The following is a 15,900-nucleotide window of genomic DNA, read 5'->3' as shown; positions in this document are numbered from 1 at the left end:
GTAAGTCTTCCTGCAACAGAGCCCTTGCGAGCTCTTTTGCAGGAAGATTCAAGTGCGCCAGAGTTACAGGTGTTCCTGGCGCAAACCTGGCCGGTTATGTTGGGTTGATCTCACAAACCCCAATCGACCCAGGCTGATCCAGCACGATTCGGATAAACTTCTGCTCCGCATCGACTGGGGTGCCGACGCCATTAGTAATGGAGTAATCCACTGTGCAGCCATTGCGGCAGATTTTCTGCAGATAGGGGTTATACGGAATATCAAGTTCGTAATAGCCTCTGTCCATTTCCTGCTGGGTGATCTTGTGGTCTGTGACAACAAGTTCAGTCCCGGGGATTTCTGCAGCCGTTGGATCAGTCAGACTATTGCGACCCACAAACCTCAAGTCGATGAGGTCATCCTTGGCAATGTTGGTCACATCCTTCAACGTAATTCGGACAGGCGTTCCGTCCAGCCCGCCTGTCGTCCGGTTCACCACGTTCAGCGCAGGATTCTCTTCGGTGAATATTACCTTCGCTAACGAGCCGTCCCCTGGCAGTAAGCCTGGTGATTGCACATCGACCGGCGTCGGTTCGGATTCTGCTGTTGCCACCTCAGTAGTGCTTGGGAGCAGGTCTCGGCTGACGACATAAAAGACGTTTTTGAGGCCTGTCGAGGCGCCCACCGTCCCCGCCTGAATCGCGATTTTCGCATCTTGGTTTTCATTTGCATTGATAATGGGGAAGGGCGTTCCAACCAGTGTTCCATCCCAACTGACTTGCACCCGATCATTGACCTTCCAGATTGGCTGCCCGTTCTTGCCGAGATGGGGAATAGTGGCAACAGCTTCCTTGTTGAAGTCTCCAGGTGGAATCACGTTATCACCGCCAGAGCCGTTACCGCTGTCACTGACGACCACCAGTGGCTCGAGGTTTTCATGCCAAGGCGTTCCTGGATCTGGGTCCGGACCCGGACCTGGGCTGTCCAGATTCACGTCGACGGTGGTTGAGGGAGAGGTGGCAGCGTTCACACTTCCGCGCCATACCTCATATTTCACTTCTTTAGCGGAGCCGCTTCCTTCGGTCAGAACGTCCGCATAAGGCAGTTTGATCACCTTTAACGGGGCGGGTGGAGTGGGGTTGAGGTCAGTACCAAGCAGCGGCACGGGCGGCATTCTCGTTGCGCCCCATATCACGTAGATCCTGTCGCCTTCTGCTGCATTGGTGTAATCCGGTATTTCGACTTCCACCAGTTCCGCCGCGTCTTTCTGGGTCACGACGCCGTGGTCGACATAGTCTGGTACTACAGGAGCAAAAAGATCCTTTGGGGGTTTGTTCAGGAGTACTTCAATTTTGATGGGGTTCGAACGCGTGCTGATATTGCCGGCCTTGTCCCTTAGCCGATAGGCAAAGTAAAGTTCTTTGTTGCCCAGTGGCTCGATGTCCGCGACCTGGAACGCCACAGCCAATGCTTTGCCTTTATCTCCTTCGGGCAGCTCAAAAGTGTTGGCAAGGTATTTAGTGTCGTTTTCGGCCGGAGTGTCGCTCAGCCACAGTTCAGCCACATCCAACCCGTCGCTCAAAAACCAGGCGGGCAGGATGACCGGGATGGCATCGCCGACGACATCTGCCAGGGTAATACCTGACAGTTGCTCCGGGGTGAACTCCAGCACTGGCATGGCCTCAGCCGACTCTCCGCCTGGGGCTTCGAGGTCGAAAACCACTGTTACTGGCTTGCCCGACAGCGGCCCTCCGCCCGAAAGCGGGTCAAAAACGCTGTAGTCGAGTTTCCATGGCGTTGTGCCGGCCTTAGGAAAATCTGCTACAGGAATTGCCAGCTCGAACACGAAGGTGCCATCTTCTGACTCGCTCTCGAAAATAAGGCGTTCCGTTCCGAGCTTCGTCGTCGTTCCGCCTTCGTCCACACGGTACAACTGAATGACCGCACGCTCCGGAAACTCGGGAACCAGGTTTGGGATACGGATCTGAAGGTCCGCAGCCAGTAACGCGACAGGAAGAATGCCGTCTGGAAAGATCGTGGCCGGCGGTTGGAGTGGGGGGAGCAGGGAGGCAGCAAGTGTGCCGATGTCGCTATCGACCGCTGCGCGACCGGTTTTCCTGAAGCGCTCGTTTGCTTTAGGCCGTGAGCGGGTCAATGACACGTCAATCTTGCGGCTACGTGCCACCTCGGACTTGTTCCCCAACGCGTCTCGCAGTTTATATGCGAAATATTGAGGGACATCACCGTTGCTCAGCAGCAGAGACTTGGGGAAGCGAGCGATGACAGTATCTTCGACGCGTTGAACCTCGACTTCACTGTCCGTGATCAGCATACCTTCCGTCTCGGACGTGCCTAGCCATGGCGTGAGAACATCCCCGACGAGCTTGCCATACCAGAAAGGTGCCGAGACTTCGAGATAATCGCCCGTCAGGTCGCTCTGCGCGATGCCGGCGAGTTGCTCGGGAGTGAAGTTCAAGTAGGGAAGCGTCTCTCCACCTGGCGGTTCTCGGTCAAGAATCACTTCCAGCGGCAGGTTGGATAAGGCTTGTTCGCTCGCTGGCGCCGCGGAGTAGTCCACGCTGAACGTCACGCTTGTACCCTCTGACGGGAAAAGCGCTTTAGCGATGCTCATTGAGTAGTAGAAATCGGGGTTGCCCTCGGCGGCTTGTTTATCGACAACGGTCACCTGGCGGGGGTTTCCGAGGGGGGTATTTCTTACATACAGTTCCAGAAAATGGCCGACAAGGATGTCTTCGCTATCGGGGATTCTCACCTCGAGGTCTGCCTCCAGAAACTCCAGCGGAATTCTATGAGTGTCGTCTCTATGAGGCACGGACAATTGCAGGAGGGCGCGTTCCGCACCCGGCTCAATGTCCGACTGATAACTAGTGATGTTTCGCATGTCCAACTCCCTTTGACGATATGGCGTGAATGCCGTCCACAGGATGTTGGGTTTGCAAGAGGCTGTCTGCTGTCATAAGTGACAGTGCAGTTCACGGGCGATGGGTGAAGATCACTGAAAGTAATAAGATCAATATGTTGCCGGACTAGCGGCTCGTTTAGAACCATTCGAAGTAACGGTTATTTCGAATGATTTTTAAAACTGCCGAGAACGGCCGGGCTAAATAACGAAATGCTGCATACTCTTTGACGGAGTGTTTGTTGATCATCATTAAGCGTTCATGACTGCACTCAACATTTTCAGGGATCGTCCACTTCTTATGCACGACTCAAGTAGACAGGGAGAGTCACGATGGTGCGCAATGGATTCAAAACTGACGTTTTTCCTGTTCTCATGTTGTTTGGACTGGCGGTTGGCCATTGCGCAAGCGCAGCAACTTTGAGTCCGGGTACAACAGGTGTCGTCAATGCCGGCACACCCGTGACGTTCTGGACGCTTGATGGCGCCACTCTCCTGGTCAATCCGGGTGGGGCAACTCAAGGGATCAGCGCTCAGGGAGGATCAACGCTGAATCTCAACGGTGGCTCGGTCTCGGCGATTGACCCTGCCACACGCCCCAATGCGCCCGGTGTCAACCTGTTCATCAGCAACGGCGTGATTAACGATTCAACCATTTCATCGGCCAACGATATCGGCCTGTCGGTCAACCGTCTGACCTCCGGTGCAGGAGGCGGGTCGACTGCCAGCGTCACCAACAGCTCAATCAGCGGCATTGGCCGAGGCGTCAATGTCGTGGGCAACAGCACGGCCACACTGATCAACACCCAAGTGACGAGCAGCGGCAGCGGGGCCGGGGGCGTCATCGCCGATGGCGTAGGGCTGACGGTTATTGGTGGATCGTTATCGCTGCAAGGGGGGACGGCCACCGGCAGTAACCGGGGCGCGGTTCTGACGACGGACAACGGCGGCCGAATCACCCCCTCGCTCACCCTGGATGGGACCACGCTTACAGGCACCTCCGGCAGTGCGATTCTGATCGGAACGGTCGTCGGCACGGTGACCAACGCTACGGTCACCGTGCAGAACGGCTCCACGCTTAATAGCGGCAATGGAGTGATTCTCGAGGTTGGGCAGGCGGCGACGGCATCTCGGGCATCGAACGTGAACTTTGTTGCCGATGACAGCCGACTCATTGGTAATGTCAATGTCGTCCAGGGCTCGCTCGCCGACATCACGTTGCGTAACAACGCTGCTTTCATCGGCGACATGACCAATATCAACACGCTGAACATGAATGCCGCCGCCATGACCGGCAACATCATCGCATTGCCTGGTTCACCGACTGCGGTGGTCATGGCAGACAACTCGACATTCGCAGGGTCCATGTCCGACATCGCAAGCCTGGACCTCAGCAAGAGCACCATGACGGGCAACGTGACCGAGCGCAGTGGATCAGCCGCGAGGGTTGCCATGACCAATGGTGCGAACCTCACCGGCACACTAAGCAACATCGGTAGCCTTGACCTTGATGGCAGCACAATGACCGGCGAAGTGGTGCAGGACGCTGTCACGCCGGTTTCCATCGCTCTGAATAACGGTTCGCAACTGACCGGCACAGTGGTTCAGGGGCAACGGTTGAGCGTGGACGGAACCTCCACATTCAACATGGTCAACGACTCCTCAGTGGGCGATCTGACGTTGGCTGGCGGCACGGTAAACATGCGGACGGGCGGCCAAGGCTTTCGCACGCTAAACGCCAGCAGCCTTGTGGGCAGCGGCACGTTCGCGATGGGAACGGACCTGGCCGGACACCTCAGTGACTTGGTCAACGTGACGGGCAACGCCGATGGCGCGTATGCGCTGCGTATCCAGAATACGGGTGTAGAGCCCATTCAGGAGGACTACGCGCAGAAGGTTGTGCACTCGGGAGGGGGCAATGCGGCGTTCTCTGTCCCGGGCGGTCAGGTCGATGTAGGGACGTTTGTCTACAAGCTGGAGAAACGAGGCAGCGAGTGGTTTCTCGCCCAAGCGACTACCGGCGGCGGTGAGCCACCGGTGGATCCGGGAAATGGCGGGGGCGGTGAGCCACCGGTGGATCCGGGGAATGGCGGGGGTGGCGAGCCACCGGTGGATCCGGGAAATGGCGGGGGCGGTGAGCCACCGGTGGATCCAGGCGAAGGGGGCGGAGGCGAACCGCCAGTCGATCCTGGCAAGCCGATCATCTCGCCGTCGGCGCGCGCTGTCATCGGAGTGTTCAGTGCCGCTCCCACCGTCTGGTACGGCGAGACTGCTACGTTGCGCAGCCGCATGGGGGAACTGCGCAACGGGCGCGATCAGGGCGGCGTCTGGGCGCGAACCTATGGAAACAGATACAGGGTCTCTGCAACCGACCAGGTCAATTACACACAGAACCAGTCTGGCATTTCGTTCGGCATTGACACCCCGGTCTCTCAAGTGGACGGGCAGTGGCTGCTAGGGGTGATGGGTGGTTACAGCGAATCGGCTCTCGACTTGCAGCGAGGCAGCGACGGTCGGGTCCAGAGTTATTATCTGGGTGTGTACAGCACCTGGCTGTCGACAAGTGGCTACTACGTTGACGCGCTAATCAAGGCCAACCGCTTCCAGAACAAAGCGGATGTGCGCATGAGCGACGGCGAAAAGTCGAAGGGCGATTATCAAAATTACGGCGTCGGCGGCTCAGTCGAGGTGGGTAAACACATCAAGTTTGCCGAGGACTGGTTTGTCGAACCGTTCGCACAGGTCTCGGCCCTGTGGGTACAGGGAAAGGATTACGGACTTGATAACGGACTGGAGGCACGCAGCAACAAAGCCGATTCATTGATTGCCAAAGCGGGAATCCACTTGGGCAAAAATATTCCGTTGAACGGGGGAGGATTCGTCCAGCCTTATTTGAAAGTCGCTGCTGCCCATGAGTTCGCACGCAACAACGAAGTCAGGGTCAATCGCACAACCTTCAGCGACGATCTGTCCGGCAGCCGCGGTGAGGTGGGCGCGGGCATGGCCCTTCAACTCAATAATGTGTTGCAGCTCCATGCTGATGTGGACTACAGCCGTGGCGAAAATATCGAGCAACCCTGGGGTATGAATGTCGGATTGCGATACTCGTGGTGATGCGCTGCTTGGCGCGTTTGCGTCTCCGGCGGGGGAAACTTTTCGGCCCTTCGACAATTTGTGTATCAAGATAAGATTGTTTAGGAAATGTCCTACATAACTGTGGGACCTTTCTTGCCGAAATTTGCGAAGCTCTCCTATCAAATGGCCTCCCTTTGAAACCGCACATCGTTGTGCATGAAGGGAAGGAACTGTTTGATGAATTCCGAACGAATATTTAAGCGAGCTGCGCCCTGGTCCGTCGCTGTTTTTCTGGGGACTGCGCTCACGAGCGAAGGGATATGGGCCAGCTACCTTGGCCCAGGCAGTGGGGCCACAGTACGTGACGCCGATACCCCCCAAGACTGGCAGCTGGATAACGCGCGACTTGTCCTAACACCGGGGGGAGAAACAGGAAACATTGATGCCCGCTGGAATTCCACCGTTGATATCGACGGTGGCACAACAATAAGCCAGGGCAGCGCCGGCGTGTTACTGGAGACAAGCCGTGCCGTCATCAACAACGCACTCATCACCGCGCAGAACATTACTTCCTCAACGTCGGAAACCAGCTTCGGACTTCATCTGTATCGCTACGATGCGACCACGGGCGGTTCAGGCGCGGTTGTCACCAACAGCGTCATTTCCGGTACCGGTCGCGGGATCAACGCATTCGACGGCGCTGAAGTTTCTCTGGTGAACACAAGCGTCAAAGGCAATGCTGGCGTCGACACGGTGGGGCCTATTTCCGGTGGTGTCGGGATGGTGTTGGGCGGCAGTCGCGCCACGATGTCGGGGAGCACTGTCATAGGAGCAAACAACGGCGTCGTAATCATGTCGGGCCGAGCAGGGGCGCAGTCCTCTGCGGCCAGCCTGGTGGTGGCCGAGGGTTCTGCGGTCGTGGGTGAGAAGGGCAGTGCCATTCTGGTCAGCCATGGCAATTCTGCAGATGTCGAAACCAGGATCGACATCGCCAACGGCTCCACCCTTAAAGGTGGCAACGGCGTGATTCTCGAGGTTGAGAACGCTGCTATCGCCACATTCAACGTCAGCGCCAGCCAGCTCGAAGGCGATGTTCTGGTGCAAGAGGGCTCTACCGCCAGGCTGTCGCTCAATAACAATGCCAGCCTGACAGGCAAGGTGACTAACGCTACCAGCCTTGCTATCGATCATTCCTCTGCCTGGATCATGCAGGGCGATTCGTCGGTCAACACGCTGACTCTGAACGGCGGCACTGTCGATCTGCAGGGCACGACCCCCGGATTCAACCGCTTGACACTGGGCCATCTGGAAGGCGGGGGCACTTTTGCCATGGGCACCGATCTGGCGGCTGGCGAGGGTGATTTCCTGGAAGTGACAGGGACCGCCACCGGTAATCACCGACTGTTGGTACAAAACACCGGTGTCGATCCGGTTCAGGCCAACGATACCCATACCCTTGTGCATGTCGCCAGCGGCGATGCGCAGTATTCTCTGATTGGCGGCAAGGTCGACTTCGGCACCTACGCCTATCAGCTCGAGCAGAACGCGGGCGAAGGTGGCACTGACTGGTCGCTGGTGAAGACCGAAGAGCTCTCCGAGTCCTCACAAGCCGTGATCGGGCTGTTCAGCGCCGCGCCAACCGTCTGGTATGGCGAATCCGCGACTCTGCGCACTCGCATGGGCGAGTTGCGCAACGGCAACGATCAGGGCGGTGGCTGGATGCGCGGCTACGGCAACAAATACAACATGTCGGCAGGCGGTGGCGTTGCGTATCAGCAGAATCAGCAAGGCATTACCTTCGGTGCCGATGCGCCGTTGCCCAGCAGCAACGGCCAGTGGCTGGTCGGCTTGCTCGGCGGCTACAGCCAATCTGATCTGGACTTGAAGCAAGGCACCCGTGGCGAGGTCAACAGCTACTACGTCGGCGCCTACAGCACCTGGCTGGCGGACGATGGCTTTTATGTCGATGCGCTGATCAAGGCCAACCGGTTTCAGAACTCGTCTGACGTCATGATGCGCGACGGCGAGAAATCCAAAGGCGACTACGTCAATCATGGCGTGGGCGTGTCGGTTGAAGCCGGCAAGCACATCAAGCTGGACGATCAATGGTTCGTCGAGCCCTTCGCCCAGGTCACCGGGTTGTGGGTCGGCGGTCAGGACTACGACCTGGACAACGACATGCAGGCCAGCAGCAACCAGGCGAACTCGTTGCTGGGCAAGGTCGGCACGCAGGTGGGTCGGACTTTTGCGCTGGAGAGCGGCGGTTTCGTACAGCCTTACGTCAAGGTCGCAGGCGCTCAAGAGTTCGTGACCGCCAACCGGGTGACCATTAACGACAACCGCTTCAGCAATGATCTGTCAGGCTCGCGCCTGGAAGTGGGCACCGGCGTTGCTGCGCAACTGACCGATGTACTTCAGGTGCATGCTGATCTGGACTACATGAACGGTCGCAACATCGAACAGCCATGGGGCGTGAATGTAGGGCTTCGTTACAACTGGTAGTGAAGACGCGACCCATTGTGGTCATGGAAGGGGTCTGCGAAGACCCCTTTTTCCGCGTGTCGCTTGGCTCAACCTGTCCTGCAACCTGCCGTTCGTCGAGAGGGTACAACGGCAGCACAGGATTCACGCCCTCCCGAAAGGCTCATTCTCGCCCCGGCATGAAAGGTGCTTGCTCGGACTCAGGGGGCGCATCATCGGCAGCCCAATCATGACTGCATGCCACGTACCCCTACTCGCTGGCAAAGGATTGCCGTATAACGAGCGACAACCGCGTGTTTGGCAACGAAGGACCCCCAATAAAAGCTGATGAAGACTCCTAAACGCATTGAACCGCTGATCGAAGACGGTCTGGTCGACGAGGTGCTGCGCCCGCTCATGAGCGGTAAAGAGGCAGCTGTTTATGTGGTGCGCTGTGGCAATGAGCTGCGCTGCGCCAAGGTTTACAAGGAGGCAAACAAACGGAGTTTCCGCCAGGCTGCGGAGTATCAGGAAGGCCGTAAGGTCCGTAACAGCCGTCAGGCTCGGGCGATGGCCAAGGGTTCGAAGTTCGGCCGCAAGGAAACTGAAGACGCATGGCAGAACGCCGAGGTGGCCGCCTTGTTCCGGCTGGCGGGCGCAGGCGTCAGGGTGCCCAAGCCCTTCGACTTCCTCGAAGGCGTGCTGTTGATGGAGATGATTTGCGACGAGTATGGCGATGCAGCGCCGCGTCTGAACGACGTTACGCTGGAGCCGGACCAGGCGCGTGAATATCACGCCTACCTGATTCAACAGATCGTCTTGATGCTGTGTACCGGTCTGGTGCACGGTGACCTTTCCGAGTTCAACGTGCTGCTGACGCCCACCGGGCCGGTCATCATCGACCTGCCCCAGGCCGTGGATGCAGCAGGCAACAACCACGCCTTCAGCATGCTGGAGCGCGACGTTGGCAATATGGCCTCGTACTTCGGTCGTTTTGCGCCGGAGCTCAAGAAGACTCGCTATGCCAAAGAGATGTGGTCTTACTACGAAGCCGGCACCTTGTCGCCCGCGACGGTATTGACCGGCGAGTTCGACGAACCGGAAGAAGATGCCGATGTGGGCGGTGTGCTGCGTGAGATCGAAGCGGCGCGACTGGATGATGCAAGGCGTCAGGCCGCGCGTGCGGCGGATGATGCTCCGCCGAACAAAACCGAAGAACCGCCTCCGCCCTGGATGCAGTGATCGGTTAGCGAAACCCGGCTCCGGCCGGGTTTTTTATTGGGCGCTAGTAGTTTAAGTCCGCCTTTTTCAGGTACATCCCGTTCGGCCCGGACGCAATCCGATATTTCAAAACGTCGCCCGCGTTGATGTGCAGCCGCGTGTTGTTCTGGGCCTCAATGCCCGGCGAGCAACCCGGCGTCTGTCCCGGCAGCACGCGCAAACGCACGGACAGGTCGCCTGCAGGCAAGTTGAACGAGCGCGACTCTTCCTGATACAGGCGACCTACTAGCTGGTCTTGCATGTAGATGCCGATTTCGCAGGACGTGGACACTTCCAGCCGCTCGCGGGAAATGATCAGCACGCCATAATCCTGGTCGGCGTGGGCCCAGGATGCGCAGGCCAACAGGCCGGCGAAACCTGCGATACGAAAGGCGGACCAGCGCATGGCTGAATCTCCTGATAAGACGGTTGTAGGCGCACTCTGGCGCAGAGTGCCGCTGAACGCCAGCCCGGCAGATCCATCGAAAACTTGACCTTGCCCCGACGGGAAGGTCTTAGATGACACCACAACGGTTTTCGATGAGTAGAGGAGTCAGCACATGCAAGTATTCAACGTTCAGGGTATGACGTGCGCTCATTGCGTTCGAGCCGTTACCAATGCCATCCAGGAGGAGGACCCTGCAGCGCAGGTGCAGGTCGATCTGGCGAAGGGTGAGGTGAGAGTGCAAAGCCGGCTGGGTGCCGAGCAGGTCACCGGATTGATCGAGCAAGAAGGCTACACAGCAACCCCAGCCTGACGCAGATCCTGTAGGAGATCCACCGTCGTCCAGACGCCGCGCTGTCGCGCAGCAAACACGATCCCTGTGGGAGTGAGCTTGCTCGCGAATGCATTGTTCCAGGTATCAACCTGGAGATGACACACCGCGGTTCGCGGGCAAGGGGTCTCCTACAATCTTGCGCTACTCAATAGTGATACCACTTCAACTCCAGCATCACTTCGTTCACCGGCGAAGTCAGCTGGCTGAAATCCCGTTGCGCACTGAGCCGTAGGCCGAGGTTACGTGACAGTTCCCATTGTTGATTGAGGCTGATGTTGCGCCGCACTTCGCCATTGGTGAAGTAATCGCCTTTGGTCTCCAGGCTGAGGTTCCCCAGTGCATTGCGCCACAATACGCCTGTGTTGAAGCCCGCCGCCGGCGAAACCAGCGCTGAGAAGTCATTGTTGTGCTCAACCCGAACAGTGCCCAGCGCAAAGCCCAGCACGTCGTCCCCCAGCTTCCATGTGCCACCTGCGCCACCATTGACGTGGCTAACCAGATTCTCGTCGCCGTGCTTGCCCAGCACCCGCTCAAGACCACCCGCCACTTGCCACGACCAAGGCTGCAACAGTTCGTTGCGCGGCGTCAGCGAGCGAATCGTCGCCAAATCAAGCCGCTGCACCTGCCAACGACTGTCCTCGTATTGACGCAGCTTGAGCTGCAGAATTTCGATCTGCGCCCCCAGTGGAAAGCCATACGCGTTGTCATTCAAATCGTGGTACGCCATGCGCAGGCCGTATTCGGCGAACGCCTTGTCATCCCGCGTGCCCGCACCCAGCTGCCAGGTGCGCGACTCGTGGCCGTCTTCGGGAAGACCCGGTCGCTCGATGTCCAGCGCAGGTGGCGGATTGGTACTGATCGCGCGCAGCAGGTCATAGCTACGTTGCGCACTGGTCGGATCGCGCTCCTGGCCATTGGCGCGATACCGCTCAAGCCTGTAGGCCGCATCCTGAATAAGCGCGCGCCGTTCCTTTGGCAGCGCGATGTAATCAGCGCTCTGCATCTGTTTTTGATCGGCGCTGACCTTGAGAACCCATTGCTGCTCGTCGTGATTCAACGGCTCGGCGCGGCTCAACAGCTCACGCTCTCTGGAGGGGCGATAGTCGATTTTCTCTACCAGACCGGCGTCTTTGACCGCGCGCACGGTGTCAGTGGGAATCGCTGTCAGGCGGAACTGAGGCGTCAGGTCCAGGCTAGGTCTGGCGACCTGCAGCAGCTCCAACAGGCGATATGAACAGTTTTCATCGAAGAAGAAATACCCGAATCGAATCTGTTTGAGTTCCCACACGTGCTCGACCATGCGCCGGGTTTCTTCCGGCGTCAGGTTGAGGCGGTATTCCCACAGATCGCGGTTCTCCAGGCTACGGTACTCGGAAAGTTTTTCCTGGTAGGGCACCAGCGCGAATAGCCCTGGGTAGCCGCCCATCAAGCCTTTCCAGGCGTACAGGATGCTGTTGTCCGAACCTTCGATGTACGCGCCGAAGTTGATCGCATAGCTGAGCAGGGCGGTTTTATTGGCCTGGACGTCGGCTTGATCGATGCGCAGCAGCGTATGGCCGAACATGGACGACGGGCTGTTGAGGTAGGCCGCCGGAAAAATCAGCACCGTGCTGTCCGGGGCCACATCGGAAAACCACTTGTTGAATTCTTTGCAGTCAACCGCAGGCAGATCGGTGAGCTTTAATTGGTCGCGCAAAAATCGCGTGCGGGAGGGGTAAACGCATTGCGGGTGGGCGTTTTCCTGCCCTTGTGTAACCGGGCGGTAGATCGCCTCAAGCGTCGAGGCGAGCTCGGCTTCGGGATCATGCGCGCCATTGGCGGCCAGGAAAAATTTTGGATCATCGACATAGCTGCGCCAGCCGCCGAGCTTGCCGGCTTCATAGTGACCGATGGATATCCAGAATCTGGAATGGGCCAATTGCTGCAAACGATCATTGTCGACGTGAGGCGCGGCATAAAGCGGGGCGCAGACGCAGAGCGCCAGCCAGGCAAGGCGTTTGAGCATAGAGTGGCAACTAGTCAGAAGTGGGCAGGGCAGAGAACCTGCCTTCCGGGGAGGAAGGCAGGCGGCACGACTTTAAGCCTGGGTCGCGTATTTAGCCAGAGTCGGATCGTTCTTCAGTACGTCGATGGTGTTGGTGTGAACATCTTCTGCAGTGGCATCAGCTTTGGTGAAGATCTGCTGATAGTGCTGGTGGGTGACTGCGGCGAAATGCGCACGGTCTTCCGGTGCAACGCCCAGCACGACCGCATAAGTGGTCAGTGCTTCGCCTTGGCCCATGGCCATGTCCTTGGAAAGCTCATCCATCATGCCGTTCATGGCAATCCAGGATTTGCCGCCGTAGGTCAGCGCGCTGTTGGTGGAGCAGCCGTTGGTGCCAGAGGTCATGCCGAAAGTGGCGTTGCCCGAAGTACCGTTGGTGGTGGAAGCGAGGAAGTGGGCTGGCGTGCCACGTTGACCTTCAAACAGCATGTTGCCCCAGCCGCAGTCCGGACCGCCAGGCGCTTGAGCCATGGCGTTGATGGACACAGCGGCAAAGAGAGTACCAAGAAGAATCCGTTTCATAGCTTTAGTCTCTGTTATTTCAACCAAGGGTCGGATTCCTGGCCATTCAGGCGCCAGGGCGAACCGGTTATTTGGATTGTTGCCGGTCGCGCAAGTTGGAGTTTAGCCACGATATGAACGTTCCGTGGTTTATTCGGATTGTTACGTGTAATCCATTGGTCTCAGCCGTGTAGGCAAGTTCGTCATGCGCCACGGCCTCCAAAAGGTTCTTGCCTTGCCAGTGCGGTGCGGCGAGCGCCAGAATGCGTTCATCTGCCCCGCCTGATGTAAGGATGTCCGATGCCCGATTCTGTTGCTGCCAGCCTGCGACTTGCGCCCGAAGCGCTTACCCGTCCCTTTTCCGCTGAACAGTTCAGCTTCACGACAACCAACGATCTCGAACCTTTTCGTGGCGTGCTTGGCCAGGAACGCGCCGTAGAGGCTTTGCAATTTGGCGTTGCCATGCCGCGCCCGGGTTACAACGTCTTCGTGATGGGTGAGCCCGGCACTGGCCGTTTCTCCTTCGTCAAGCGTTACCTCAAGGCCGAAGCCAAGCGCATGCAAACGCCCTCGGACTGGGTGTACGTCAATCATTTTGATGACGCCCGCGAGCCGCGCGCGCTTGAATTGCCGCCCGGCAGCGCCAGTTCCTTCATTGCCGATATCAACGGACTGATCGACAACCTTCTGTCGACGTTTCCTGCGGTCTTCGAGCATCCATCCTACCAGCAAAAGAAAAGCGCCATCGATCGAGCTTTCAATCAGCGCTATGACCGCGCGCTGGATGTCATCGAGCGTCTGGCCCTGGAAAAAGACATCGCGCTGTATCGTGACAGCAGCAATATCGCCTTCACGCCGATGCTCGAAGGCAAGGCGCTGGATGAGGCCGAATTTTCCCAACTGCCCGAAGCTGAGCGTGAGCGTTTCCACAGCGACATCTCCTCGCTGGAAGAGCGGCTGAACGAAGAGCTGGCCAGCCTGCCGCAGTGGAAGCGCGAGTCCAACAACCAGATGCGTCAGCTGAACGAGGAGACCATCATTCTGGCGCTCCAGCCGCTGCTGGCTCCTCTTTCCGAGCGCTACGCTGAAAATGCCGCCGTGTGCGCTTACCTGCAGGCCATGCAGGTGAACTTGCTCAAGACCGTGGTTGAGCAACTGGTCGACGACAGCAAGACTGACGCCCAGGCGCGTAAGTTGCTGGAGGAGCAATACTGCCCGAGCCTCGTCGTCGGCCATTCCGCCAGCGGCGGTGCGCCAGTGGTCTTCGAGCCGCATCCGACTTACGACAACCTCTTCGGCCGTATCGAATACAGCACCGATCAGGGCGCGCTCTACACCACTTACCGTCAATTGCGTCCCGGGGCCTTTCACCGCGCCAACGGCGGTTTCCTGGTGCTGGAAGCCGAGAAAATGCTCAGCGAGCCGTTCGTATGGGACGCTCTCAAGCGTTCCCTGCAGTCGCGCAAACTGAAAATGGAAGCGCCGCTGGGCGAACTGGGCCGTCTCGCCACGGTAACGCTCACACCGCAAACCATCCCGCTGCAGGTGAAAGTCATCATCATTGGCGCGCGGTCGTTGTATTACACGCTGCAGGACCTCGATCCGGACTTCCAGGAGATGTTCCGGGTGCTGGTGGACTTCGACGAAGACATTCCGATGGTTGACGAGAGCCTGGAGCAATTCGCTCAGCTGCTCAAAACTCGTACGTCGGAGGAGGGCATGGCACCTCTGACCGCTGACGCTGTGGCGCGTCTGGCCACTTACAGCGCTCGCCTCGCCGAGCACCAGGGTCGCTTGTCGGCGCGTATTGGCGATTTGTTCCAGCTGGTGAGCGAAGCGGACTTCATTCGCAGCGTGGCGGGTGACGAGCGCACGGACGCAGGGCACATCGAGCGGGCGCTTAAAGCCAAGGCCACTCGGACGGGACGTGTATCCGCGCGAATCCTCGACGACATGCTTGCGGGCATCATCCTGATCGACACGGATGGCGCGGCAGTGGGCAAGTGCAACGGGTTGACGGTGCTGGAAGTCGGTGATTCTGCATTCGGTGTGCCGGCGCGTATTTCAGCGACGGTGTACCCGGGAGGCAGCGGTATCGTCGACATCGAGCGGGAGGTCAACCTGGGCCAGCCGATTCACTCCAAAGGGGTGATGATTCTCACGGGTTACCTCGGTAGCCGTTACGCTCAGGAATTCCCGCTGGCGATTTCCGCCAGCATCGCGCTGGAGCAGTCCTACGGCTACGTCGATGGTGACAGCGCCTCACTGGGTGAAGTCTGTACATTGATTTCCGCGCTGTCGAAAACCCCGCTCAAGCAGTGTTTTGCCATCACGGGGTCTATCAACCAGTTTGGCGAAGTTCAGGCCGTTGGCGGCGTTAACGAGAAGATCGAAGGTTTCTTCCGGCTCTGCGAAGCCCGCGGGCTTACCGGTGATCAGGGAGCGATTATTCCGCAGGCCAATGTCGCGACGCTGATGCTTGACGAGCGTGTGCTGCAAGCCGTGCGCGCCGGGCAGTTCCACGTCTATGCGGTGCGTCAGGTGGATGAAGCGCTGAGCTTGTTGGTCGGTATGCCGGTGGGCGAGGCTGACGAAGACGGTCAGTTCCCCGACGGTTCAGTCAACGGCAGGGTGGTGGACCGCTTGCGCGACATCGCTGAAATGCTGAGCGACGAGGACCTCAAAGAACTCGAAAAAGAGGCGCCACAATTACAGCCTGAACTGAAAAGTTAGGCCTTTGACGTCAATGAAACAGGGCGCTTGATGGCAAAATGACCATTCGGCGCCCTTTTCATTTTCGCGCTTTTCCAACAGGGTATTTGTTCGATATTGTCGGGCTGCAGCAGTGGTCAAAGGGACTGACGCGTTTCCTTCGTTTCACG

The 15,900-nt window shown here is 58.2% G+C and carries 9 protein-coding genes; 5 read left to right on the top strand and 4 right to left on the bottom strand.

Annotation, left to right across the window (positions count from 1 at the left end):
• Positions 1 to 94: 94 nt before the first annotated feature.
• The gene (locus LT42_RS17150; protein ID WP_037015465.1) at positions 95 to 2,881 is read right to left on the bottom strand and encodes a hypothetical protein; all 2,787 of its coding nucleotides are present in this window, start codon (positions 2,879 to 2,881) and stop codon (positions 95 to 97) included.
• 438 nt (positions 2,882 to 3,319) lie between these two features.
• Between LT42_RS17150 and LT42_RS17145 the strand changes: the two genes are divergently transcribed.
• The 3 genes from LT42_RS17145 (at position 3,320) to LT42_RS17135 (ending at position 9,676) form a co-directional block, all read left to right on the top strand.
• Entirely contained in the window at positions 3,320 to 6,013 is a 2,694-nt protein-coding gene (locus LT42_RS17145) for an autotransporter outer membrane beta-barrel domain-containing protein (protein ID WP_160176723.1), read from the top strand.
• Positions 6,014 to 6,481: 468 nt separating this feature from the next.
• Positions 6,482 to 8,476 (top strand): autotransporter outer membrane beta-barrel domain-containing protein, encoded by a 1,995-nt coding sequence (locus LT42_RS17140; protein WP_052075320.1) that lies wholly within the window; start codon positions 6,482 to 6,484, stop codon positions 8,474 to 8,476.
• Positions 8,477 to 8,782: 306 nt separating this feature from the next.
• Positions 8,783 to 9,676 carry a PA4780 family RIO1-like protein kinase gene (locus tag LT42_RS17135; protein ID WP_037015461.1) on the top strand — a complete coding sequence of 298 codons (894 nt, stop codon included), beginning with the start codon at positions 8,783 to 8,785 and terminating at the stop codon, positions 9,674 to 9,676.
• A 43-nt stretch (positions 9,677 to 9,719) separates the two neighbouring features.
• On the opposite strand, the gene LT42_RS17130 is transcribed toward LT42_RS17135, so the two are convergent.
• Complete coding sequence (locus tag LT42_RS17130; protein ID WP_037015459.1) at positions 9,720 to 10,100, bottom strand: hypothetical protein; 381 nt, start codon at positions 10,098 to 10,100, stop codon at positions 9,720 to 9,722.
• A 154-nt stretch (positions 10,101 to 10,254) separates the two neighbouring features.
• Here LT42_RS17130 and LT42_RS17125 point away from each other — a divergent pair, with 154 nt between their 5' ends.
• Positions 10,255 to 10,452, top strand: coding sequence for a heavy-metal-associated domain-containing protein (locus LT42_RS17125; protein WP_037015457.1), 198 nt, complete (start codon positions 10,255 to 10,257; stop codon positions 10,450 to 10,452).
• Positions 10,453 to 10,618: 166 nt separating this feature from the next.
• On the opposite strand, the gene LT42_RS17120 is transcribed toward LT42_RS17125, so the two are convergent.
• Positions 10,619 to 12,478, bottom strand: coding sequence for an Lnb N-terminal periplasmic domain-containing protein (locus LT42_RS17120; RefSeq protein ID WP_037015455.1), 1,860 nt, complete (start codon positions 12,476 to 12,478; stop codon positions 10,619 to 10,621).
• Positions 12,479 to 12,550: 72 nt separating this feature from the next.
• A complete protein-coding gene (locus LT42_RS17115; protein WP_037015453.1) occupies positions 12,551 to 13,039 on the bottom strand; it encodes a DUF3015 domain-containing protein in 489 nt (162 codons plus the stop codon).
• A gap of 279 nt (positions 13,040 to 13,318) precedes the next feature.
• Here LT42_RS17115 and LT42_RS17110 point away from each other — a divergent pair, with 279 nt between their 5' ends.
• Complete coding sequence (locus LT42_RS17110; RefSeq protein ID WP_037015450.1) at positions 13,319 to 15,751, top strand: Lon protease family protein; 2,433 nt, start codon at positions 13,319 to 13,321, stop codon at positions 15,749 to 15,751.
• Positions 15,752 to 15,900: the final 149 nt, after the last annotated feature.

The organism is Pseudomonas lutea (assembly GCF_000759445.1).
In the GTDB taxonomy this organism is placed as follows: Bacteria; Pseudomonadota; Gammaproteobacteria; order Pseudomonadales; family Pseudomonadaceae; genus Aquipseudomonas; species Aquipseudomonas lutea.
This window is presented reverse-complemented; position numbering and strand designations above follow the sequence as displayed.